The organism is Streptomyces sp. B5E4 (assembly GCF_039871555.1).
Classification (GTDB): domain Bacteria; phylum Actinomycetota; class Actinomycetes; order Streptomycetales; family Streptomycetaceae; genus Streptomyces.
Genome location: NZ_JBDPMI010000018.1, coordinates 41,611 through 64,308, shown reverse-complemented (window position 1 = coordinate 64,308; position 22,698 = coordinate 41,611). Strand labels below are relative to the sequence as shown.

20 protein-coding genes and 1 pseudogene are annotated in these 22,698 nt (G+C 74.8%); 6 read left to right on the top strand and 15 right to left on the bottom strand.

The window, feature by feature from the left end:
• Positions 1-9: 9 nt before the first annotated feature.
• The 5 genes from ABGA99_RS22395 to ABGA99_RS22375 all read right to left on the bottom strand — a co-directional run bounded on the left by ABGA99_RS22395 (position 10) and on the right by ABGA99_RS22375 (position 6,414).
• Positions 10-876 carry a xanthine dehydrogenase family protein subunit M gene (locus ABGA99_RS22395; protein ID WP_347579964.1) on the bottom strand — a complete coding sequence of 289 codons (867 nt, stop codon included), beginning with the start codon at positions 874-876 and terminating at the stop codon, positions 10-12.
• Positions 873-3,257 carry a xanthine dehydrogenase family protein molybdopterin-binding subunit gene (locus ABGA99_RS22390; RefSeq protein WP_347579965.1) on the bottom strand — a complete coding sequence of 795 codons (2,385 nt, stop codon included), beginning with the start codon at positions 3,255-3,257 and terminating at the stop codon, positions 873-875. The genes ABGA99_RS22395 and ABGA99_RS22390 overlap by 4 nt, the downstream gene beginning before the upstream one ends.
• Positions 3,254-3,760, bottom strand: a complete 507-nt coding sequence (locus tag ABGA99_RS22385) for a (2Fe-2S)-binding protein (RefSeq protein WP_347579966.1) — start codon at positions 3,758-3,760, stop codon at positions 3,254-3,256. The genes ABGA99_RS22390 and ABGA99_RS22385 overlap by 4 nt, the downstream gene beginning before the upstream one ends.
• A 75-nt stretch (positions 3,761-3,835) precedes the next feature.
• Positions 3,836-5,053 carry a cysteine desulfurase-like protein gene (locus ABGA99_RS22380; protein ID WP_347579967.1) on the bottom strand — a complete coding sequence of 406 codons (1,218 nt, stop codon included), beginning with the start codon at positions 5,051-5,053 and terminating at the stop codon, positions 3,836-3,838.
• Between the two features lie 74 nt (positions 5,054-5,127).
• Positions 5,128-6,414, bottom strand: a complete 1,287-nt coding sequence (locus ABGA99_RS22375; protein ID WP_347579968.1) for a sulfite oxidase — start codon at positions 6,412-6,414, stop codon at positions 5,128-5,130.
• Positions 6,415-6,630: 216 nt separating this feature from the next.
• Between ABGA99_RS22375 and ABGA99_RS22370 the strand changes: the two genes are divergently transcribed.
• The 3 genes from ABGA99_RS22370 to ABGA99_RS22360 all read left to right on the top strand — a co-directional run bounded on the left by ABGA99_RS22370 (position 6,631) and on the right by ABGA99_RS22360 (position 9,089).
• The gene (locus ABGA99_RS22370; RefSeq protein ID WP_347579969.1) at positions 6,631-7,326 is read left to right on the top strand and encodes a hypothetical protein; all 696 of its coding nucleotides are present in this window, start codon (positions 6,631-6,633) and stop codon (positions 7,324-7,326) included.
• A 32-nt stretch (positions 7,327-7,358) separates the two neighbouring features.
• Entirely contained in the window at positions 7,359-8,123 is a 765-nt protein-coding gene (locus tag ABGA99_RS22365; RefSeq protein WP_347579970.1) for a hypothetical protein, read from the top strand.
• A 63-nt stretch (positions 8,124-8,186) separates the two neighbouring features.
• A complete protein-coding gene (locus tag ABGA99_RS22360; RefSeq protein WP_347583290.1) occupies positions 8,187-9,089 on the top strand; it encodes an aldo/keto reductase in 903 nt (300 codons plus the stop codon).
• 12 nt (positions 9,090-9,101) lie between these two features.
• On the opposite strand, the gene ABGA99_RS22355 is transcribed toward ABGA99_RS22360, so the two are convergent.
• Both ABGA99_RS22355 and ABGA99_RS22350 read right to left on the bottom strand, forming a co-directional pair.
• A complete protein-coding gene (locus tag ABGA99_RS22355) occupies positions 9,102-10,052 on the bottom strand; it encodes a beta-ketoacyl-ACP synthase 3 (protein WP_347579972.1) in 951 nt (316 codons plus the stop codon).
• Positions 10,053-10,204: 152 nt separating this feature from the next.
• Positions 10,205-11,056 carry a glycerophosphodiester phosphodiesterase family protein gene (locus ABGA99_RS22350; protein ID WP_347579973.1) on the bottom strand — a complete coding sequence of 284 codons (852 nt, stop codon included), beginning with the start codon at positions 11,054-11,056 and terminating at the stop codon, positions 10,205-10,207.
• A 192-nt stretch (positions 11,057-11,248) separates the two neighbouring features.
• On the opposite strand from ABGA99_RS22350, the gene ABGA99_RS22345 reads away from it, so the two are divergent.
• The gene (locus ABGA99_RS22345; protein ID WP_347583289.1) at positions 11,249-12,427 is read left to right on the top strand and encodes an endonuclease/exonuclease/phosphatase family protein; all 1,179 of its coding nucleotides are present in this window, start codon (positions 11,249-11,251) and stop codon (positions 12,425-12,427) included.
• Positions 12,428-12,448: 21 nt separating this feature from the next.
• On the opposite strand, the gene ABGA99_RS22340 is transcribed toward ABGA99_RS22345, so the two are convergent.
• The 7 genes from ABGA99_RS22340 to ABGA99_RS22310 form a co-directional block, all read right to left on the bottom strand.
• Positions 12,449-13,957 (bottom strand): FGGY family carbohydrate kinase, encoded by a 1,509-nt coding sequence (locus ABGA99_RS22340; RefSeq protein ID WP_347583288.1) that lies wholly within the window; start codon positions 13,955-13,957, stop codon positions 12,449-12,451.
• Between the two features lie 22 nt (positions 13,958-13,979).
• Positions 13,980-14,582, bottom strand: a complete 603-nt coding sequence (locus ABGA99_RS22335; protein WP_347583287.1) for an ATP/GTP-binding protein — start codon at positions 14,580-14,582, stop codon at positions 13,980-13,982.
• On the bottom strand, positions 14,569-14,925 hold the full coding sequence (locus ABGA99_RS22330) for a DUF742 domain-containing protein (protein ID WP_347579977.1): 357 nt from the start codon (positions 14,923-14,925) through the stop codon (positions 14,569-14,571). The genes ABGA99_RS22335 and ABGA99_RS22330 overlap by 14 nt, the downstream gene beginning before the upstream one ends.
• Entirely contained in the window at positions 14,925-15,365 is a 441-nt protein-coding gene (locus tag ABGA99_RS22325) for a roadblock/LC7 domain-containing protein (RefSeq protein WP_347583286.1), read from the bottom strand. Before ABGA99_RS22325 ends, ABGA99_RS22330 begins: the two co-directional genes overlap by 1 nt.
• Positions 15,362-17,956: a nitrate- and nitrite sensing domain-containing protein gene (locus tag ABGA99_RS22320; RefSeq protein WP_347579979.1), complete on the bottom strand. Its 2,595-nt coding sequence runs from the start codon at positions 17,954-17,956 to the stop codon at positions 15,362-15,364. The genes ABGA99_RS22325 and ABGA99_RS22320 overlap by 4 nt, the downstream gene beginning before the upstream one ends.
• Before the next feature lie 83 nt (positions 17,957-18,039).
• Positions 18,040-19,563 carry an amino acid permease gene (locus tag ABGA99_RS22315; RefSeq protein WP_347579980.1) on the bottom strand — a complete coding sequence of 508 codons (1,524 nt, stop codon included), beginning with the start codon at positions 19,561-19,563 and terminating at the stop codon, positions 18,040-18,042.
• Positions 19,564-19,624: 61 nt separating this feature from the next.
• On the bottom strand, positions 19,625-20,626 hold the full coding sequence (locus ABGA99_RS22310) for a hypothetical protein (RefSeq protein WP_347579981.1): 1,002 nt from the start codon (positions 20,624-20,626) through the stop codon (positions 19,625-19,627).
• Between the two features lie 453 nt (positions 20,627-21,079).
• Here ABGA99_RS22310 and ABGA99_RS22305 point away from each other — a divergent pair.
• Positions 21,080-21,668 (top strand): annotated as a pseudogene (locus ABGA99_RS22305) (iron ABC transporter permease); the annotation flags it as partial.
• Positions 21,665-22,054: an ATP-binding cassette domain-containing protein gene (locus ABGA99_RS22300; protein WP_347579982.1), complete on the top strand. Its 390-nt coding sequence runs from the start codon at positions 21,665-21,667 to the stop codon at positions 22,052-22,054. The pseudogene ABGA99_RS22305 and the gene ABGA99_RS22300, both read left to right, overlap by 4 nt.
• A 105-nt stretch (positions 22,055-22,159) precedes the next feature.
• Here the strand turns inward: ABGA99_RS22300 and ABGA99_RS22295 are convergent, their stop codons facing one another.
• Complete coding sequence (locus ABGA99_RS22295; RefSeq protein ID WP_347579983.1) at positions 22,160-22,675, bottom strand: GNAT family N-acetyltransferase; 516 nt, start codon at positions 22,673-22,675, stop codon at positions 22,160-22,162.
• Positions 22,676-22,698 lie beyond the last annotated feature (23 nt).

Sequence of the window (22,698 nt, the reverse complement as noted above, 5' to 3'; positions counted from 1 at the left end):
GGCCGCCCGTCACGCCGGGCCGGCCGCCGCGAGCACCGCCCTGCGGGTGAGCACCCGGGCGAGGTGCGCGCGGTACGCGGCCGAACCCGACAGGTCCGCCGCCGGGCGCGTGCCCTCCGCCGCGGCGGAGGCCGCCTGGGCGACCGACTCCTCCGTGGCCTCGGCCCCGGCGAGCGCCGCCTCGACGGCCGCCGCCCGCACCGGCGTCGGGCCCATGCTGGTCAGCCCGATCCGGGCCTCGGCGACCCGCCCGCCGTCGCGCCGCACCGCGGCGGCCACGCCGACCAGCGCCCACGCCTGCGCCGCCCGGCTGAACTTCTCGTAGCGAAAGCCCCAGCCGTCGTACTTGGGCACCCGGATCTCGGCCAGCAGTTCGCCCGGCGCCAGCGCCGTGGTCAGGTAGTCGGTGAAGAACTCCCGCGCCGGGACCGTCCGCCGCCCGCCGGGTCCCACCGCGGTCAGCTCGGCGTCCAGCGCGAGCACCACCGCCGGCAGGTCGGCGGCGGGGTCGGCGTGGGCCAGCGAGCCGCCGAGGGTGCCGCGGTGCCGGACCGCCGGGTCGGCGACGGTGGCGGTGGCCGCAGCGAGCAGCCCGGCGTGGCGGCGTACCAGCGGGTCGGCGAGCACGTCGTGGTGCGTCGTCAGCGCGCCGATCACCAGCGCGTCGCCGTCGTCGCGTACGCCGCTCAGCTCCGGGATCCGGCCGGCGTCCACGACGAGGTCGGGGAGGGCCAGTCGCATCCGCAGCAGCGGCAGCAGGCTCTGCCCGCCGGCGAGGACCTTCGCCTCGCGCCCGGCGGCCTCGGCGTCGGCGAGGGCGCCGACGGCCTCGCCGACCGACTCGGGCCGTACGTAGTCGAATGCCGCGGGGATCATGCGGAGGCTCCCTTCGCCGCCTGCGCGTCCTGGATCGCCCGCCACACGCGCTCCGGCGTGCAGGGCATCCGCACGTCGGTGACGCCCAGCGGGCGCAGCGCGTCGACGATCGCGCCGACGACCGCCGGCGTGGAGGCGATCGTGCCGGCCTCGCCGACGCCCTTGACGCCCAGCGGGTTGGACGTGGCGGGGGTCTCGGTGCGGTCGGTGACGAAGTCGGGCAGGTCGGGGGCGGCGGGCACGTGGTAGTCGGCGAGGGTGCCGGAGACGAGGTTGCCGTCGTCGTCGTAGACGGCCTCCTCGTACAGCGCCTGCGCGATGCCCTGGGCCAGCCCGCCGTGCACCTGGCCCTCCACGATCAGCGGGTTGACGACCTTGCCGACGTCGTCCACGGCGACGTACGAGCGGATGCGGACCGCCCCGGTCTCCGTGTCCACCTCGACCGCGCAGAGGTGGGTGCCGTGCGGATACGAGAAGTTGTCCGGCTCCACGACGTGCCCCGCGTTGATCGTCGGCTCCATGCCGTCGGGCAGATCGTGGCCGGTGAAGGTCGCGAAGGCGACCTCCTGGATCGTCTTCGTCGCCTCCGGCGAGCCGCGGACGGCGAAGGTGCCCGCCGTGAACTCCAGGTCCTCCTCGCTCGCCTCCATCAGATGGGCCGCGACCCGGCGCGCCTTGCCGACGACCTTCACCGCCGCCTCGTGCACGGCGACCCCGCCGACGACGAGCGAGCGCGAGCCGTAGGTGTCCATGCCCTGCGGCGCGATGCGGGTGTCACCGTGGAGCACGTCGACGTCCTCGACGGGCACGCCGAGCACGTCGGCGGCGATCTGGCTCCAGGTGGTGGCGTGCCCCTGGCCGTGCGGGCTGGTGCCGGTGATCACCTCGACCTTGCCGGTGGGCAGCATGCGGATGCTCGCCGCCTCCCAGCCGCCGGCCGCGTACCGCAGGTCGCGCAGGACGCGGCTGGGCGCCAGGCCGCACATTTCGGTGTACGTGGAGACGCCGACGCCGAGCCGCACGGTGTCACCGCGGGCGTGCCGCTCGCGCTGCTCGGCGCGGAGGGCGGCGTAGCCGAAGTGGGCGAGGGCCTTGTCGGTGGCTGCCTCGTAGTTGCCGCTGTCGTAGGTGAGGCCCGCGACCGAGGTGTACGGGAACTCGCCGTGCCCGATCCAGTTGCGCCGGCGCAGTTCGACGGGGTCGAGGCCGAGTTCCGCGGCGAGTTCGTCCATGACGCGTTCGACGGCGTACGTGGCCTCGGGGCGGCCGGCGCCGCGGTACGCGTCGGTGGGGGTCTTGGTGGTGAAGACGCCGGTGCAGTGGAAGGCGTAGGCGTCCATCTTGTAGATCCCCGGGTACATGAAGGCGCCGAGGATCGGGATGCCGGGGGTGACGAGCATGAGGTACGCGCCCATGTCGGCCAGCAGGTCGACCTTCATGCCCAGCAGCCGGCCGTCGCGGGTCGCGGCGACCTCGACGTCCTGGATCTGGTCGCGGCCGTGGTGGGTGGCGAGATAGCCCTCGGAGCGGGACTCGGTCCACTTCACCGGGCGCCCGAGCCGCTTGGCGACGACGAGCGCGAGGGCCTCCTCGGCGTACACCTGGAGCTTGGAGCCGAACCCGCCGCCGACGTCGGGGGCGATGACGCGGATCTTCTGCTCGGGGATGCCGGTGACGACGGCGAGCATCACGCGCAGGATGTGCGGGATCTGGGTGGCGGAGTACAGGGTGTACTCGTCGGCGCCGGTGGCCGCGGGGGCGGCGACCACCGCGCGCGGCTCCATGGCGTTGGGGATGAGGCGCTGCTGTACGTAGCGGCGGGTGACGACGACGTCGGCGCGGGCCCTGGCCGCGGCGTAGTCCCCGCTCGCCAGGGGCCAGTCGAAGCAGCGGTTGGTGCCCTTGCCGGCGTGGACGAGCGGGGCGCCGTCGGCGAGCGCGGCCTCCATGTCGAGCACGGGCGGCAGCGGGGTGTAGTCGACCTCGACGGCCTCCAGCGCGTCGGCGGCGGCGTAGCGGTCGCGGGCGACGACGACGGCGACGGGGTCGCCGGCGTGGCGTACCTCGTCGACGGCCAGCGGCGGGTGGTCGGGGTGGACGATGTCCTCGGTGACCGGCCAGGCGCAGGGCAGGGAGCCCAGCTCGCCGTCGAGGTCGGCGGCGCCGAACGCGGCGACCACGCCGGGGCGGTCGCGGACGGCCGTGAGGTCGAGGCGGTCGATGCGGGCGTGCGCCATCGGGCTGCGCAGCACCGCCATGTGGAGCATCCCGGGCAGGGTGATGTTGTCGGTCCAGCTCGTCCGGCCGGTGACCAGGCGGGCGTCTTCCTTGCGCGGGTGGGAGCGGCCGACGGCGGGCGCGGCCTGCTCTGCGGTGGTCATATCGCGGCCTCCCCGGCGTCGTCGGCACCGGCACCTGTTCCCGCTCCGGCTTCGGCGGCGGCGAGGACCGCGCGCACGATGTTCTGGTAGCCGGTGCAGCGGCAGAGGTTGCCCTCCAGGCCGTGTCTGACCTCCTCGGCGGTCGGGTGCGGATTGGCGCGCAGCAGGTCACGGGCGGCGAGGATCATGCCGGGTGTGCAGTAGCCGCACTGCAGCCCGTGCTCCTCGTGGAAGGCCCGCTGCAGCGGGTGCCACCGGCCGTCGGCGGCCAGCCCCTGGATCGTCGTCACCTCCGCCCCGTCCGCCTGAACGGCCAGCATGGAGCAGGATTTGACGCTCGCGCCCGCCACGTCGACCGTGCAGGCACCGCAGTTGCCGGTGTCGCAGCCGACGGGTGTGCCGGTCAGGCCCAGGCGGTCGCGCAGGTAGTGCACGAGGAGCAGGCGCGGCTCCACGTCGTCCTCGTAGGTCGTGCCGTCGACTGTGACCGAGATGCGGCTCATGTGCCCTCCCCGGATCGGACGGGTCCGTGGCGCTGTGGTGTGCGCCACTGTAGGACCGCATCCGGGGCGGGGGAACTAGGCCGTCGTACGCAGGAATTCCCCGAGGCCCGCGACCAGCCGCTCGACGTCCTCGGCCGAACTGTACGGCGCCAGACCGGCCCGCAGTCCGCCGCCGTCGCCGAGCCCGAGGCGGCGGGAGGCCTCCAGGGCGTAGAAGGAGCCGGAGGGGGCGTTGACGCCGCGCCCGGCCAGGAAGCGGTACGCCGCCTCGGTGCCGCGGCCGTCGAGGGTGAGCAGCAGGGTCGGGGTGCGGTGGGCGGCGCGGGAGCGCAGGGTCACGCCGGGCAGGGGGGCGAGGCCGTCCTCCGCGCTGAGCCGCAGCGCGTCCTCGTGGGCTTCGATCGCCGCGTACGCCCGGATCAGCCGCGCCCTGCGGTCGCCGCCGGCGTCGGGCTCGGGATCGAGGCCGGCGAGGAAGTCGACGGCGGCGCGGGCCCCGGCCAGCAGCTCGTACGGCAGCGTGCCCTGCTCGAAGCGCTGCGGCACGGCGTCGGTGGCGGGCAGCAGCTTGTCCGGCGCGAGGCTGCGCAGCAGTTCGGGCCGAGCGCCCAGCACGCCCAGGTGCGGGCCGAGGAACTTGTACGGGGAGCAGACGACGAAGTCCGCGCCGAGCGCCTCGGCGTCGACGGCGGCGTGCGCGGCGTAGTGCACCGCGTCGACGTGGACCAGTGCCCCCGCGTCGTGTGCCATCCGGGCCAGTTCCGGCACCGGCGGCCGGGTGCCGATGAGGTTGGCGGCGGCGGTGACCGCGACCAGCCGGGTCCGCTCGGAGAGCACGGCGGCCAGGTGACCGGGGGTCAGCTCGCCGGTGTCCGGGTCGAAGTCGCACCAGCGCACCGCCGCCCCGGCGTGCTCGGCGGCCTGCACCCAGGGGCGGATGTTCGCGTCGTGGTCGAGGCGGGTGACGACGACCTCGTCGCCCGGCCCCCACGTGCGGGCCAGGGTGCGGGCGACGTCGTACGTGAGCTGCGTGGCGCTGCGCCCGAAGACGACGCCGCCGGCCGGCACGCCGAGCAGGTCGGCGAGCGCGGCGCGGGCGCCGTCCACGATCGCCTCGGCGTTGCGCTCCGCGGCCGTGACACGGCCCTGGTTGGACAGCGGGGCGCCCAGCGCCGCCGCCATCGCCTCGATGACGGGGGCCGGCGTCTGGGTGCCGCCGGGGCCGTCGAAGTAGGCGGTCCCGTCCTTCAGCGCCGGGATGCGGGCGCGTATCGCGGCCAGGTCGTACGTCACGGGCGGCCTCCTGCCGGTGCCGGGGATCACCAGTGTGCGCGCTCACCCCCCGCCGGCGGGAGACCGCCCGCGGCTCAGGCGACGGTGACCGGGTGGCGGACGACCGCGTCGAAGAGGTAGCCCTGGTCGTTGTGGACGGTCCGCGCGGGCTGGGTGCGGCCGCTGGCGTCGGTGGCGCGGGCGCGTACGTCGGCCGGGCCGGGACGCTCCGGGCGCCAGGTGGCCGACCAGCGCACCCAGCCGTCGGCGCGCGGGGCGTCGGCGAGCCGGGCGCGGCGCCAGGTGACGCCGCCGTCGGTGCTGACCTCCACGGCCCGTACGCCGCCCGCGCCGGACCAGGAGCGGCCGGTCAGGCGGTGTGTCTCGCCGGCGGCGAGGGTGGCGTTCCAGGGCAGTTCGAAGGCGCTCTTGAGGGTCTGCCGGCTGAGCGGCTCGCTGCCCTCGGGCGGGTAGGAGGGGCCGAAGAGCCGGTAGAAGTCGGTGTTCCACGGGGAGTACAGCGGCTCGGCGGAGACCTGCACGTCGCCGACCCACTTGATCGAGGAGATACCCACCCACGACGGTACGAGCACGCGCACCGGGTGCCCGTGGTCGGCGGGCAGCGGCTCGCCGTTCATCTCGTACGCGAGGATCACGTCGTCCAGCGCCTTGGCCACCGGCAGCGGGCGGCGCACGTGGCCGAGGTTGATCCCGTCCGCCACGTACTCGCCGTCCAGCCCGCGCGGCATCACGTCGACCGCGCGCCGGGTGAGCCCGGCCCGCCGCAGCACGTCGCCCAGGCGGGCGCCGCGCCAGCGCGCGACGCCGATGGCGCCGAGGGTCCACGAGGTGCCGGAGACGGTGCCGCCCTGCTGGCTGGCGAAGAAGCTGCGGCCGTTGCCCGCGCACTCCACGAACGCGGACCGGACCGCGGCGGGCAGCGCCTTGAGGTCGTCGAGCCCGAACTCCGCCTCGCCGCCGCGCAGTCCGTCGCCCCAGACGCGCAGGCTCCAGTCGGCGGCGTCGAGCACGGGGGTGGCGGTGTGGTTGCGGACGAAGAAGCGGTCGGCGGGGGTGAGGTAGCCGGTGTCCTTCAGGGCGGGCCAGTTGGTCTCGGCGTTGGTGCCGCGGACCGTGAACAGCTCGGGTGGCAACGGCTTGACGATGCCGGCGGCGGCCCGGGGTGCGGACGCCGCCGCCCCCGCGGGTGCCGCGCCGAGCGCGCCCAGGGCGCCGGCCCCGCCGGCGGCGGCGAAGAGCCGCAGCATGTCGCGCCGGGCGACACCCGGGGTGCGGGCGTCACCGTCGAGCCACTGGCGCAGGCGGCGGCGGTCGTACGAGGTCTCGTCGGACGGCTGCGATTTCGGCATGACGTCGATCATCCGGGCGCCCGTCCGCAGAACGCCATTGCCTGTTTGTGAAGAACTCGTGAAACCACCCGGAGGGCGTACGGGCCGCGGGCCCGGCTCGCGCACGGGAGCGAAACGAAGCGCGAGTGACGAGCGTTCGTGCGAGGGACGGGCGAGACGGACCGCGCCTGCGGGTGGATTACGCGCGCAGGGGGCGTACTCGGGCGCGGCGCGGAGCAACGTGTGGCCGTGACCCGGGAGAAGACACCGCGCGCCGCGCGGCCCGCCGTACGCGCCGCCGTGCTGCTGGCGGCGCTCGCCGCCACCGGCCCGGCCGCGGCCACGGGCGCGGCGCCGGCCGCCGCCGACGCCCCGCGGACCGCCGCCGTACGGGGGTTGGCCCTGCCCGCCGACGGGTGCGTGCGCGTCGGCGGGGACCTGCCGCTGGAGGAACTGGGGCGTATCGCACGGGAGCAGGGCGTCGGGGAGGCGGTGCGGCAGGGGTGCGGCAAGAAGCCCTCGCCGACGCCCACCCCGAAGCCGCCCTCGCCGACCCCCACGCCGTCGCCGTCGCCGTCGCCGACGCCGACGCCGACCCCGACACCGACGCCCGCGCCGCCCCCTCCGTCCCCTACGCCGTCGCCGCGGGCACCCGCGCCCGCACCGCCGGAGCCGGCCGCGCCCGAGCCCGCCGTGCCGCCGGCCGCCGCGCCCGCACCACCGACGCCCACACCCACGCCCGCGCCCAGCCGCACGCCGGGCCCCGACCCCGCCCCCTCGCCCTCGCCCTCGCCCTCGCTGCGGCCCCTCTACCACGAGCCGCCGCCCCGGGAAGTCGACGAAGGCACCTCGCCCGTCACCAGGACGCTCCTCTTCGTCGCCCCCGCGATCCTCGCCGCCGCCGCCCTCAGCGGCTCCGGCGCAGCGGCCCGTAACCGCTCCTGACCGCCCCGCAGCCCGACCGCCGGAGGCATCCCGTGTCCGAATGGCTCATGCTCACCCTCGCGATGGCCACGGCCATCGCGATCGTCGTGCTCATCACCGTCCTCCGGCACCGCCGCCCCGACGAGGAGTTCGACCCCGACGAGACCCCCGACGTCATCGAGTACATGACGATGATGATCGGGGTGGTGTACGCGATCGTGCTGGGCCTGGCGATCGCCGGCGTCTGGGAAGCCAAGAGCAGCGCGGAGGACTCGGTGCAGCGGGAGGCGTTCGCGCTGCACGAGACCAGCGAGCGGCTGGCCGAGTACCCGGCCCCGGTGCGCGAGGAGATCCGCGCGGACATCGCGGCGTACGTCGGCTACGCGGTGCACGAGGAGTGGCCGGCGATGCAGGACGGCGACGGCCTCGACGAGCGCGGCGACGAGCTGCTGGACGAGGTACGCCGCGGACTCGTCGCGTACGTGCCGGAGACCGACGCCGAGAACCGCGCCGCCTACGCGCTGGGCGACCAGATCGCCGCGGCCGAGGAGGCCCGCAACGAGCGGGCGTTGAACTCGGGGCCCACGATGCCGTCGCTGGTGTGGTTCGGTCTGATCGCCGGCGGTCTGGTGGCCATGGGCATGGTCTTCGCGCTGCAGATCCAGCGCTCGGCGCGCGAGTTGATCCTCGCCGGGCTGCACAGCGGGCTGCTGGCGTTCCTGCTCTTCCTGGTCTGGGAGTTCGACCAGCCCTACGTCCGCGACTCGGCGGGCATGCTGGAGCCGTTCACCACGCTCTTCCCGAAGGCCGCCGGCTGACACCCCGCCGCTCCCCCGCGTCGGTGGCGGCCCGGCCGCCGCCTCAGGTTGTAGCGTCGCCGCATGACGCACTCACCGACCGCACCGTCACCGGGCGCCGCCGGGCCCACGTTCGACCTCGGCGGCGACATGCCGGTCGGCCGTATCGGCTACGGCACGATGCGGCTCACCGACCACCCCGGCATCCCCCCGTCGGAAGCGGTCATCTGGGAGCCGCCGCGGGACCGGGCCGGGGCCGTCGCCGTGCTGCGGCGCGCGGTCGAGCTGGGTGTGGGGCTCATCGACACCGCCGACTCCTACGCCCTCGGCGCCGTCGAGGAGGTCGTCGCCGAGGCGCTGCACCCGTACCCGGACGGGGTCGTCGTCGCCACGAAGGCGGGCCTCGCCAGACCGGGCCCGGGGCAGTGGGTGCCGCTGGGCCGGCCCGCGTATCTGCGGCAGCAGGCGGAGCTGAGCCTGCGCCGGCTGCGTACCGACCGCATCGACCTGTTCCAGTTGCACCGCGTCGACGCCGACGTGCCGCTCGCCGACCAGGTCGGGACGCTGAAGGAACTCCAGGACGAGGGCAAGGTGCGGCACATCGGCCTGTCCGAGGTCGACGTCGGGCAGCTGCGCGCGGCGCGCGAGATCGCCACGATCGCCTCCGTGCAGAACCTCTACAACCTCGCGATGCGCGACCACGAGGCCGTCGTCGACTACACCGCCGCCGAGGGCATCGCCTTCGTGCCGTACTTCCCGATGGCCGTCGGCACGCTGGCCGCGCCCGGCGGCCCGGTCGCGGAGGTGGCCGCCGAGCTGGGCGCCACGCCGGCGCAGACGGCGCTGGCCTGGCTGCTGCGCCGGGCGCCGAACGTGCTGCCCATCCCGGGCACGACGTCGCCCGGTCATCTGGCGGAGAACATGGCCGCACGGGATCTGACGCTGTCGGACGAGCAGTTCGCCCGCCTGTCCGCGGTCGGCGGCTGACCGGGCGCGGCCCTACGGGCAGCGCACGATCTGGCCCGCGTACGACAGGTTGCCGCCGAAGGCGAAGAGCAGCACCGGCGCGCCGGATTCCACCTCGCCGCGCGCCACCAGCTTGGAGAAGGCCAGCGGCACGCTCGCCCCCGAGGTGTTGCCCGACTCGGTGACGTCGGTGGCGACGACGGCCTGCGGGGCGCCCAGGCTGCGCGCGAGCGGCTCGATGATCCGCAGGTTCGCCTGGTGCAGCACGATCGCGCCGAGGTCCGCCGGCGCCACGCCGCCGCGCTCGCAGACCCGGCGGACGATCGGCGGCAGCTCCTTGACGGCCCAGCGGTAGACGGCCTGGCCCTCCTGGGCGAAGACGGGCGGCGAGCCCTCGATGCGTACCGCGCGCCCCATGCCGGGCGCGGAGCCCCACACGACGGGGCCGACGGCGCCCGCCTCGTCGGGGCCCGCCGCGGGGGCGAGCACGGCGGCACCGGCGCCGTCGCCGGTGAGGACGGCGGTCGAGCGGTCGGTCCAGTCGGTGACGCCCGTCAGCTTCTCCGCGGCGATGACCAGGGCGCGGCTCGCGGCACCGGCCCGGAGGGTGTGGTCGGCCTGGGCGAGGGCGTGGGTGAAGCCGGAGCAGGAGACGTTGACGTCGATGGCCGCCGGCGCGGGGATGCCCAGCCGCTCGGCGACCCGCGCGGCGATGCTCGGCACCCGGTGCTCGGCGGTGCAGGTGGCGACCATGACGAGGTCGACGTCCTCGGTCTTGGTGCCGGCGCCGGCGAGGGCCTTGGCGGCGGCGTGCGCGGCCATCATGTCCACGGTCTCGTCGTCGGCCGCGACGTGCCGGGTACGGATGCCGACCCGGCTGCGGATCCACTCGTCGTCGGTGTCGACGAACTTCGCCAGATCGTCGTTCGTCAGCACCTTCCCGGGCTGGTAGTGGCCGAGTGCGAGGATCCGCGATCCGGTCATGGGCCGCCTCCGCTGGGGTGACTGGTCGTCCGCTGTCCTTCGAGTCTGCCGGGTGTGCCCCGGGTTGGGCAGTGGAGATCCATCAAAGCGGCGGCGCGGGTCTTTGGCGGGGTGTGCCCTTGCCGCGCCGCCGCCTCACCTTCCGTGCGCCCCTACGTGAGGGACTGCGGGTAGTCGGTGATGATGCCGTCGACGCCGAGGCCGGCCATCTTGCGCATCGCGCCGGGCTCGTCGACGGTCCAGACGTTGATGTCCATGCCCAGCTCGTGGACGCGGTCGACCAGGGCCTGGTCGGTGACGGTGTACTGCGGGTTGACCTGGTCGGCCCACTCGCTCAGCGCGACCAGCTCGGCCTCGGTGGGACGGTCGGCGTCGAGGAAGCCGATGGGCACCTCGGGCATGAGGTTCTTGAAGCCCTGTGCGTCGTCCGTCTCGAAGGACTGCACGGCCAGTTGGCCGTTCGCCAGCGCGCGCTCGACGTAGGCCGGCCTGGCCTGCAGCAGTTCGGCGAGGTCCGCGGGCAGGCCGGCGTCGTAGTGCCCGCACGGGCTGATCTCGGCGAGCAGGCCGGACTTCCTGTCGATGAGGTCGATGACGCGGTCGACGGTGATGATCGGCTCGCCGGCGTACCTGGCCGAGAACCAGGAGCCGGCGTCCAGGCGGCTCAGCTCGGCCCAGGTGAAGTCGGAGACGCGGTAGCTCGGCCGGCCGGGGTAGACCTCCTCGATGTCGGTGGTCCGCTCCATGGTGCAGTCGTGGAAGTTGACGAGCTTGCCGTCCTTCGTGCGCTGCACGTCGATCTCGACGAAGTCGGCGTCCTGGCGGACCGCCAGCCGGGTCGCCGCCGCGGTGTTCTCCGGCGCCACGCCGGAGGATCCGCGGTGGGCGATGACGTCGGGCCCGGCGGACGCGGCCTGGGCGACGGACGCGCCTGCGAGGACGCCCGCGGCCGTCAGGGCCGCGAGGACGGGCGCCGCCCGCAGCAGGGATCTCACGAGCTTCACAATTGACCTTCGCTCTCGTGGTGTTGGTGGTGCTGCCGAGGCTGAAGACGTGACGTTAAACAAGACGGACGATCACGTAAAGAGGCCGTGATCGGGACATGACCATGCTTGCCCGGGGCTGTCCCGGATGCTGGGATGCGGTGGTGCGCGTACGGTCCCCGGTGGCCGGCTGCGCGCGGGAGAGGCGGAGCGATGCGGAGCGTACGGCGCGGCGGGAAGCTGGGCGGTCTGGTGGTGCTGGCGGTACTGGTGACGGCGCTGGGGGCGGGGTGCGGTGCGCCGGGCAGGCAGGGGCCGGAGCCGGACGACGGACGGCGGGAGCACGAGGCGCGAGACACGGAGCAGGCGCGGGAGAGCCGGCAGGCGCGCAAGGACGGGACCGGGCACGAGGCGCGTGCCGTGCGCGTGGCCACGTACAACGTCTACCTCGGCGCCGACTTGAAGCCCCTGTTCGACGCGGGGAGCCGGGAGGAGCTGGCCGCTCGTGCGGGCGAGGTGTACGCGGCGATGGAGGCGACGGACTTCCGCGAGCGCGCGACGGCCCTCGCCGACCTGCTTTCGGCGCGCGGGCCCGAGGTCGTGGGGCTCCAGGAGGTGGCCCGCTGGGAGAGAGGTCCCGCGGGCGGCGAGCTGACGGTCCGCTACGACTTCCTGCGGTTGCTGCTCGACGAACTCGCCGCCCGCGGCACCCCCTACCGGGCCGTCGCCGCGAACGACAACTTCACCGGTCGCATGCCCGTCTCGGCCACCGAGGAGGCGCGGTTCACCGACCGGGACGTGATCGCCGTACGCGACGGGCCGGCCGCCTCCCGGCCGCGTACGTCGCACGCCGCCTCCGCGGCGTACGACGCGAAGGCCACCCTGCCCTCCCGCATCCCCGGCCTCTCCTTCGAGATCCCGCGCGGCTGGTCGTCCGTGGACGTCACGGTGCCCGGCGGGACGTTCCGCTTCGCCACCACCCACCTGGAGGCGTTCGGCACCCCCGAGGTACGCGCCGCCCAGGCCCGCGAGCTGGCCGCCGCGCTCGCCGGCTCGCCGCACCCCGTCGTGCTGACCGGCGACTTCAACTCCCGCCCCACCGACGCCCGCGGTGCCTACGGGACCCTCGCCGAGGCCGGCTACGCGGACGCCTGGCCGGCGGCGGGCGGCGGCCCGGAGGGCGGCTGGACGGCGGGGCAGAGCGGGTCGCTGCTGGAGGAGGACGAGCTGTCCCACCGCATCGACCACGTGCTGTACCGGCCGGACGGTGTGCGGGCGGTCACGGCGGAGGTGATCGGCGACCGGGAGGCGGACCGCTCCACGCCGACGGGGTACTGGCCGTCGGACCACGCGGGGGTGGTCGCAGAACTCCGGCTCGGGGGCGGGCGGTAGCCGGTGCCGGCGGCGGGCCTCTCAGCCTCGGCCGTCCTCCGGTCGCCTACCGTCCGCGGGCCCGGCATCCGGCTGCGCGGCCGGCGCGTCCTGCCGCGGCAGCGCCGCGCCCGCGGCCGTACGCCAGCGGTCGAGGAACTCCTCCGCGCGCGCCCGCGGCCAGCGCGGCTCGTACGTCCTGCCCGGCGTCCACCGCGGCACCGCGTCGGCTGCGGTCAGCTCCGGCTCCAGCGCCATCCGGGCCAGCGCCGCGGCGCCGAGCGCGGTGGCGTGCGGCGAGGGGTAGACGTCGACGGGCACCTGCGAGAGGTCGGCCTGCGCCTGCATCAGCGTACGGCTGCGGGTCAGCCCGCCGTCCACCCGGAGCCGGGTGAGCGGGCCGCCGAGGTCGGCGGCCACCAGCCCCGTGACCTCCGCGACCTGGGCGGCGACGCCCTGCAGCACGGCGAGCACCAGGTGCTCCCGGCGGCTGGCCAGCGTCAGCCCGGCGAACGACGCGGTGGCCTCCGAGCGCCACCAGGGCGCGGCGAGCCCGGCGAAGGACGGCACGCACACCACCCCCGCGGCGTCCGCCGCCGCCACCTCGTCCAGCTCCGCCGCCGAGCCGACCAGGCCCAGCTCGGTCAGCCAGCGCACCGCGGAGGCCGCCGTGTACACCTGGCCGTCCACGCAGTACGGCGTCGCGCCGCGGGCCCGCCAGGCGACCGACGTGGTCAGCCCGGAGCCGGAGCGCACCGCGGCCTCGCCGGTGTTGGCGAGCAGGAACGCCCCGGTCCCGTACGTGCACTTGGCGGTGCCCGCGGTCAGACAGCCCTCGCCGAACAGCGCCGCCTGCTGGTCCACCACGAGCCCGGCGACCGGAATCTCGGTGCCGAAGGCGGCGGTGGTGCCGGCCACCTCGTCGCAGGCCACGATCCGCGGCAGCTCGGCGGGGTCGAGGCCGAAGAGGGCGACCAGCTCGGGGTCCCAGTCGACGGCGTCGAGGTCGAGCAGCAGCGAGCGGCTGGCGGTGGCCGCGTCGGTGACGTACGCGCCGGTGAGGTGGTGCAGCAGCCAGGTGTCGGTGGTGGTGACGACGCCCTCGCGGACACCGTTCTCCCGCAGCCAGGTCATCTTCGGCGCGGAGAAGTACGGGTTGAGCACCAGGCCGGTGCGCCGGGCGACCCATTCGGCGGCGTCCGCGCGCGCGTCGCACTGCCGCTGCGCGCGCGAGTCCTGCCAGCTCACCGCCCGCGACAGCGGCTTGCCGGTGGCGCGGTCCCAGGCGAGCACGGTCTCGCCCTGGTTGGCGAGCGCCACCGCGTGCACGGGCCGGTCCGCGGCCGCCACGGCCTGCCGCCCGGCGGCCAGCACCGAGGCGAGCAGTTGCGCCGGGTCCTGTTCCACCCCGCCGTCCGGCAGGTAGTCGGGTGTCACCGGCACCTCGGCGAGGGCGACCACGCCGCTGCCGTCGCCTTCCCGCGCCTCCGGGTCGACGACGAGGGCCTTGGTGCCTGAGGTGCCCTGGTCGATGGCGAGCACGGTCGTCATGGCGGGACGGGCCTCCTTGCGTTCAGCGGGCGTGGGAGGGTTCCGCGGACGCGATCAGATGGTCCATCAGGGCGAGCAGTACGCCGCGTACCGACTCGCGCTCGCGGGCGTCGAACAGGACGATCGGGGTGGTGGGCTCCTTGAGGGTGAGCGCGTCGCGGATCTCCTCCGGATCGTAGTCCTGCTCGCCGTGGAAGCAGTTGGCGGCGACGACGAAGGGCAGGTCGCGGCTCTCGAAGAAGTCGACGGCCGCGAACGAGCGGTCCAGCCGCCGGGTGTCGACGAGCACCACCGCGCCGAGCGCGCCGCGCAGCAGGTCGTCCCACATGAACCAGAACCGCTCCTGTCCCGGGGTGCCGAACAGCATCAGCACCGCCACGTCCAGGGTGATCCGGCCGAAGTCCATGGCCACGGTGGTGGCCGACTTCTGCTCGATGCCGGACAGGTCGTCCACGCCCACCCCGGCCGCGCTCAGCCGCTCCTCCGTGCGCAGCGGCGTGATCTCGCTGACGGCGCCGACCGACGTGGTCTTGCCCACTCCGAACCCGCCTGCCACGAGGATCTTCACGGGCGGGAGGTAGGCGTCCCGGACGGCGTCCGGGGCCTCGGTGTCAGGCTCGCTCAAGGCCGCTCCTGATTCGTCGGAGGAAGTCGATGTTCATGGCGTCCGGATCGCTCATCGGCGGTCTGTGCTCGATGAGCCCCTGCTCCAGCAGTTGGGCGAGGAGGACGGCGGCCGGCGTGAGCCGCATCTCGATCCGGGCCGCCAGCTCGGCCACGGCGATGCCGGGCCCCGCGCACAGCCGCAGGATCGTCTGCCACTCCTCCGGGATGCTGCGCGCGTCGTCGGCCGGTACGGCGGCGCGGACCGTGGAGTGCATCGTGAACTGCTCACCGGGCGCCCGGTCGGTGCGCGATCCGGTGAGCGCGAACGTCCGTGTCCTGCGCGTTCCCCGTGGCGCGCTCATTACCGGAGTCGGGCCCTGCGGTCCCCGACGCCCAGCTGGTGCTTGAAGGCGCGGGCGACGCGGACGGTCTCGCGCATGGCGAGGCCGATGGACTCGGGGCCCGAGGTGTAGACGACGAGGGTGCTGCCGTTGCCGCAGGCGGTGAGGATGAGGTGGCTGTGCTCCATGGTGATGTTCAGATGCAGGACGGACCCGCCGTCGACCGGCATCGACAGCCCGTCGGCGAGGCTGGCCAGGCCCGAGCAGGCGGCGGCGATGGTCTGGACGTCCTCGCGGGTCCAGTCCAGGCCGTAGCCGCAGAGGGCGAGGCCGTCGTCGGCGAGCAGCACGAAGCCGGTGAGGTCCGGCACGAGTTGCAGGTTGTCGCGGAGGTTGTCGAAGACGGCCGCGTCCTCCGGGCTCGCGGGGATGACGTTCTTCACGTGCCTGAGGCTGCTCATCGGTCGCTGTCTTCCTCCGGGTCGGTCAGGGCTTCCTGAAGCTGGGTGAACGCCGACTCGATGCTGTCGAGCGGGCGTCGGTCCATGGCGGTGGCGGGCCGGCGTCTGCCGTCGCGCAGCTGGCCGGCCATGCTGGTGCCGGGCACGCGCTGGGGCAGCCCGCCGGCGCGGGCGGCGGGGCGCGCGGGCGCCGGCTCGGCCTCCTCGGGGGGCGCTGTCGCGGTCTGGGGGGTGGCGGGGACGGGCTGCTCCTCGGTCGGTTCGTACGCCGGTCGGGGTTCCGGCCGGGTGGCCGGCCCGGGGGCCGGTTCGGGGTGGGGCTTCCTGGCGCGTACGGGCAGGGGCTCCCCGGCCCGTACGTGCTCGGGGGCGGCGGGCCCCGCCGGGGCGGCGGGCGCGGGGGCGGCTGCGGTCGCGGGCTCGGCGGGCGCCTCCCGGGCCGGGCGGCGGGCGGGTGGGCGGTGCCGTTCCGGGGCCGGCGCGCCGTCGTCCGCGGGGCGGGCCGGTGCCACCCCCGGCGCCGGGTCGATGGGCCGTACCGGACCGGTTGGCCCGCCGGCGCGGGCCGGCTCGCGGCGTACCAGACCGGCCGCCGTCGGCTCACGCCGCTTCGCGGGCCGCGGGCCCGACTGCCCCGGCAGCGGCTTGCGCACCGGGGTGCGGTCCGCCAGTTGCTCCGGCGCGCCGGTCAGCAGCGCGGACGGCACCAGCACCACCGCCAGCACGCCGCCGAAGCGGCCCTGCTGCAGCGTGACCCGTACCCCGTGGCGCTGCGCGAGCTGCCCGACCACGAACAGGCCGAGCTGGTCGGAGGACTTGGCGAGCACCGCGTACGGCGGCACATCCAGCAGCCGCCCGTTGAGCGCCTCGAAGTACCAGCTCTCGGGCGCCCGCCCCTTGTCCTCGACCTCGATCGCGACGCCGGTGGCGGTGTGGGTGGCGCGGACGAAGACCTCGTAGCCGCTGGGCGAGTAGGTGGTGGCGTTCTCGATCAGCTCGGCGATCAGGTGGGTCAGCTCCCCCGCCACCTCCGGCACCACCCACGCCTCGGCCTGGAACTCCTTGGTGACCTGGGCGAAGCCGCGGGACTCACCGGCGGCGTCGACGATCAGGTTGGCGATGTGCACCGGCTCGGTGTGCGGGTTGGTGACCGCGCCGCCGGAGAGCACCAGCAGGTTCTCCAGCTGGCGGCGCACCCGCACGGTGAGGTGGTCAAGCTCGTACAGCTCGGACAGCAGCGCGGGGTCGGTGTCGGCGTAGCGGTGCTGCAGTTCGTCCAGCGTGCGCAGTACGGCGAAGATGAGCGTGACCGCCCGCATGGTGACGCCCTCGGCGAACTTCTCGAAGCCGAACCGCTCCTCGTGCACCACCCGCGCCGCCTCGACCACCTCTTCCGCGAGCCGGGCGACGACGTTGGAGATCTCCCCGAACTCGTCGGCGGCGGCGACCTGTCCGGGCAGCGCCGACAGGTCGACGTCCTCGCCGCGCTGCAGCCGGACGATCATCTGCGGAAGCTGCCGGCGGGCGACGGCCAGCGCGCTGGAGCGCACCTCCTCGGCCCGCCGCACGATGGTGCGGCTGATCCACAGCACGACGGCGAGCATGATCGCGACCAGCACGAGGCCGCCTGCGGCGATGGTGTAGGCGGTCACGCGCAGCTCGCCGGCCCGGTCCTCGGCGTCGTCGGCCAGCGCCTGGATCCGGGCGGTGGCCAGGCCGGCGAGACTCGGGGCGAGGTGTTCGTACGTCTCCTGCCACCCGGCGGTCGCGGCGGGCAGCGTCACGGGACTGCCCGCGTCCCGGCTGACGCCGAGCACCGCGTCCTCGATCCGGGTCTTCTCGGCCCACTCCCGGGAGTCGGTGAGGGCGTCGTAGCGGTCTTTCTCCTCGCCGGGCAGCAGCGGACCCGCCAGCGTCCCGTACGCGAACCGCTGCACGCCGACGGCCTCGGCGAAGCGGGCGTGGTCCGCCGCGGGCAGCCGGCCGTCCTTCGCGCCCGCCAGCAGGGTGTCCTGGAGCGCCAGGGACTCTCCTGCCTGCAGCAGGGCGGTCAGCGGGCGGGAGCCCTGGGCGAGGCTGCCGTTGTGGGCGCGCACCCGGATGTGCACGGCGATGGTCTGCTCGATGGCGCGGGTGTACGCCGCCAGCGCCTCGTTCCGGTCCCCGGAGCGCTCGGCGGCCCGTTCGCGTACCCCGCCGAGCGCCGAGACCCCGCGCAGGGCGGCTTCGAGCGGCGGGCGGGCGGCGGTGTCGGGGGCCTCCTCGGCCAGCTCGCGAAGGGCGAAGGCCGCCTCGTCGGTCAGGGCCTGCTGGTTGCCGAGCTGGGCGGCGTTGACCGGCCCGCGGGCCCAGTGCAGCGCGGTCATCCGGCGCTCGGCCTGCAACTCGGCGACGAGCGCGAACGACGGCTGCTGGAGCCGGTCGAGGGTGTCGGCGTAGTCCTGCACGGCCCCGGCCCGGTTCAGCTCCCGGACGGCGCCGACCGCGGCGAGGGCCGCGAGCGCCGCCGTGACGACCGCGGCCAGGAGGCGAAGGAGCGTACGCAGGCGCATGGGGCGTCCGGCGTGGGCGGTGGGAGTGGTTGCGGACATCGGACCTCACGGAGCGCTGGTCGTTTGCGGTCGGGACGGGGCGCCGGGCCGCCGCCGGTACCGGGGCGGCGGCCCGGCGCGCGTCACACCAGGTCCTTGCCGAGCTCTGCCATCTCGGGGTCGGCGGTGTAGACGGGTGTCTTGTACGAGCGCCGGCCGGCCACCCACCAGGAGACGGTGGCCAGCAGCAGCACCGCGGCCAGGGCCACCGAGGCGTAGTTGAACGTGTCCACGGTGACGGGCGACGCCTGCGGCAGACAGAAGATCACCGTGATCACGGCCACCCAGCACACCGCGACCCAGCCGATCAGCGAACTCCACCTGCCCAGGTTCCACGGGCCGGGCACGAAGCGGTCCTTCGCGCGCAGCCGCAGATAGATGGGGATGGCGTAGGCGGGGGTGATGCCGATGACGTTGATGGCGGTGACCGCGCCGTACGCGGTCGCCGAGTACAGCGACGGCAGCGCCAGGCAGAACGCGACGGCCACCGACAGCATGACCGCCCGGGTGGGCACGCCGGTGCGCGGCGAGACGCGGCGCCACAGCTTGGATCCCGGCAGCGCGCCGTCGCGGGAGAAGGCGAAGACCATCCGGGCGGTGGCGGCGGTCTCGGCGTTGCCGCAGAAGAGCTGGGCGCAGATGACGATGAGCAGCAGGGCTTTGGCGCCGCCTTCGCCGATGGCGTCGATGAAGATCTGCGCGGGTGGCACGCCGGTCACGGACTCCTGCGTGCCGACGTAGTCCTGGATGGCGAAGGTCAGCCCGGCCAGCAGCACGAAGCCGGCGACCCAGGAGACCCAGATCGCCCGGACGATTCCCTTGGCGGAGCTGACCTGCGCCTGGGTGGTCTCCTCGGACAGGTGCGCGGAGGCGTCGTAGCCGGAGAAGGTGTACTGGGCGAGCAGCAGGCCGATGGCGGTGACGTAGAACGGGTTGTTCCAGCCGGTGTCGTTGTTGAACTCGCCGAAGACGAAGCCGGCCGACTGGTGGTGGTCGGGGACGACGACCAGGACGCCGACGATGATGGCGACGCCGGCCAGGTGCCACCACACGCTGATCGAGTTGAGGATGCTGACGACGCGCACCCGCAGCAGGTTCAGCGACATGTGCAGCACGAGGATGACCGCGAAGATCACCAGCGTCTTCTCCGCGGTGGGCTCGAAGCCCCACTGGAGGTTGAAGAACGCACCGATGAACAGGGCGCATCCGTAGTCGATGCCGGCGATGGCACCGAGCAGGCCGAGCAGGTTGAGCCAGCCGGTGTACCAGCCCCAGCGGGGGCCGCCGAGCTGGTGGGCCATGTAGTAGAGCGCGCCGGAGGTGGGGTACGCGCTGGTCACCTCGGCCAGGCCCATGCCGACGCAGAGCACGAAGAGGCCGACGGCCACCCAGCCCCACATCATGACGGCCGGGCCGCCGGCGCTCAGTCCGAAGCCGTACAGGGTCATACAGCCGGAGAGGATCGAGATGACCGAGAAGGAGATGGCGAAGTTGCCGAACGGGCCCATCCGCCGCGCGAGTTCCGGCTCGTAGCCGAGGTCGCGGAGATGGGCGTCGTCGTCCTTGCGCCGGGACGTGCCGGCGGTGCTGACCGGCGCTCGTGACATGGAGTGACCTCCGATGGGGAATGGCAGGGACATGACAGACGAAAGGGACAGACGCGCCGGGTCACCCGCTGCCGAGGGCCGTCGAGCGGGCACGTAAGAACTCGGCCTCGGCCAGGTCCTGCCGGTCGGGGTCCTCGGTCACGTAGGCCCAGGGCAGGAGGGTGGCGTACGGGCCGAGACCGGTGAAGACGCGGGCGGCCTCGGTGAACTCCCGGGCGGCGCTGAGCGCGTGGGCCAGGTGGTTGAGATCCAGCACCGAGCGCACGTCGGCGTTGGTGACGTCGAACCAGCCGTCGAGGGCGCGCAGCGTGTCGCGCAGGATGTCCTCGCGGGACCACTGCCGGTGCACGAGCGCGTCACCGCGGCCGCGGCGGCGCTCGAAGTGGTAGTGCTCGGCGTGCGCGAAGAGCGGCAGCACGAGGAGCGGGGAGGCGAGCGGGGCCCAGGAGCCGACCCAGCGGGCGAAGTCCATCGCGTACGCCTGGGAGCCGCCGGCGGCCGAACAGATCTGCAGCACGCGGTGGTACGCCTCGCGGTTGTACCGGTCCCGCTTGACGACCTCGTCCAGCAGCCCCCACGGCCCGTACGGCAGCAGGTTCTCCGGCGGCGCCGCCCGGTGCTCGGGCCGCTGCTGCCGCGGGTCGATCGCGGCCAGCGCCAGCAGGCACACCCACGGCACGGGGTCCCCGGGATGCAGCAGCGCCGCCTCCCGGCACACCTGCCGCGCGTCCTCCTCCAACTGCCCGGCGCTGGGGTGCCGCTGCCGGTACGCCTGCACGGCCCGCCCGACGGCGACCCGCGCCAGCATCATCCGCGCGTCGGCGCTCTCCGGCTCCTCGTCCAGCCAGATCTGCACCACCGCCGACTTGGCGGCCACCACCCCGAGCACCTGCGACCGCGCGGTCCGCGCCGCCCAGTCGGCGCCGGTCCGGCCCAGCAGCGCACGCATGGACATCCACCGGCCGACGCGCAGGTCGTCGACGACGGTCCGTAAGTCGTCGTCGAGCCCGGCGAGATGGTAGACGGGGCGGAACTCCCCGCCGCGCCCGGAACCGCGGGCCATCACCACCCCCCGCGCTGCATGCGGCGGGGCGCGCTACGGCCGGGACAGGGCGACAGGAGGCGGGGCGGACCGGCTGACCGGGCGCACCGCGGCGACTGCCATGCGATGTTCATCGAAACCTCGGGCACGCGCACACGAGTGGTGCGTGGTACTGGTGCGCGGCTTTCCAGCGGATGTTCGTGATGGGGTCGAGGGGATCGTAGCGACAGGAGGGCCGCCTGTGTCACCAACCCACGAAAGTTGCCGACTAGCAACGCAAGGTCTGGACCACCAACCACCGTCCGGCCCCTCGCACAACGCCCCTGTCCGGCATGTCGGCACGACACCGCGCCGGACAGAACCGGAGTGCACGGGTCGCTGCCGCCGTTGGAGCCGGTGGACCCGCCCGTGCTGCCGCCGGTGCCGCCGTTGCCGCTCGCCGGCGTCACCGACAGCGTCGCCGGGTCGAGCGCGCGCACGGAGGTCGTCACCCTCATCCTCACCGGCATCGCCGTCAACGCCTTCGCAGGCGCGCTCATCGGCCTGTTCATCTTCTTCGCGGACAACGCGCAGGTCACGCAGATCACCTTCTGGCAGCTCGGCTCGCTCTCCCAGGCGACCTGGCCGAAGGTGCTGGCCGTGCTGCCGTGCGCGGTCGTCGGTCTGGCCGTCGCGCCGCTCTACGCGCGCAAGCTGGACCTGCTCGCCCTCGGCGAACGGCCCGCGCGGCACCTGGGGGTGGACGTGGAGCGGCTGCGGCTCGCGCTGGTGCTCGTGGTCGCGCTGCTGACGGCCGCCGCGGTGGCGGTGGCGGGCGTGATCACGTTCGTGGGGGCTGCTGGTGCCGCATCTGCGGCGGACGGCGGCGGGTCCCGGGCACCGGTTCCTGGTGCCGGGCAGCGCGCTCGGCGGCGCGCTGGTGCTGGTCGTCGCGGACCTCGCGGCGTAGACCCTCGCGGAGCCGGCGGAGCTGCCCCTCGGCGTGCTGACGGCGCTGGTGGGCAGCCCCTTCTTCTTCTGGCTGCTGCGCAGGACCCGCCGCAGGCAGGGGGGTTGGGCATGATCCGCACGCTGCTCGGCGCCCGCGCGGACCGGCGGCCGCCGGAGCCGCTGCCGGCGGGCGGCACCGCGGCACAGGCGCGGGGCCTGGTCGTGCGGCTCGGAGGCCGGGCGGTGCTCGACGGCGTCGATCTGAGCGCGCGCGCCGGCCGGCTCACGGCCCTCGTCGGGCCGAACGGCGCCGGCAAGTCGACGCTCCTCACCGCGCTGGCCGGGGACCTCGCGCCGGACGCCGGCGAGGTGCCGGTCGGCGGCCGGGTGGCGGCCTCGGGCCCGCCGGCGGAGGTCTGCGACGGCGCGCTGCTCAGCGACGTCTACCGGCACCCGGTCGAGGTCCTGGAGCACCCGCGTACCGGCGCGATCCTGGCCGTCCCCCACCGCGAGCCGTGACCGGCCCCGCTCACGCCGGCCGGGAAACGGCCCCGGGGGCCGGGCGGGAGGCGGCCGCCCCCGGGCGCCCGCCGGGCAGCCCGAGGCCCGTACGCTCCGCAGCCGTTACGTTCCCCGTATCCCCCCGCCGGTCGCCGGTTTCTCGTACCGGTGGCAGGGCACCGTCACCGGGCCGTCCGCGCCCTCGGCCTGATAGTCGAGCGGTCCCTCGTCCGTCCAGCCCTGCCGTGCGTAGAACCGGCGCGCCCGCGCGTTGCCCGTCACGACCGCCAGCCACACCCGTCCGTGGCCCCGCTCGGCCACCCGCCGCTCCCCCTCCGCGAGCAGCAGCGCGGCGACGCCCGTGCCGCGGTGCTCCGCCGCGACGAAGAGCTGCTCCACCTCGTCCCCCGCGGCGGTCACGAACCCGGCCAGCGCGCCCCCGACTTCCGCGACCGCCGTCTCGGGCACCCGCGCCGCCGCCCGGGCGGCGAACGACTCCGGCGTGCGCATCGCCACCAGCTCGTCCGAGACATGCCCCAGGTGCGCGTCCCGCCACGCGCTCTCCCACAGGCGCGCCACCGCCGGCGCGTCCCCGGGGTGGGCGGGCCGCAGCGTCGGCTCCTCGTCGTGCGTCGTCATGCCCCCACGCTAACCGCGGGCTG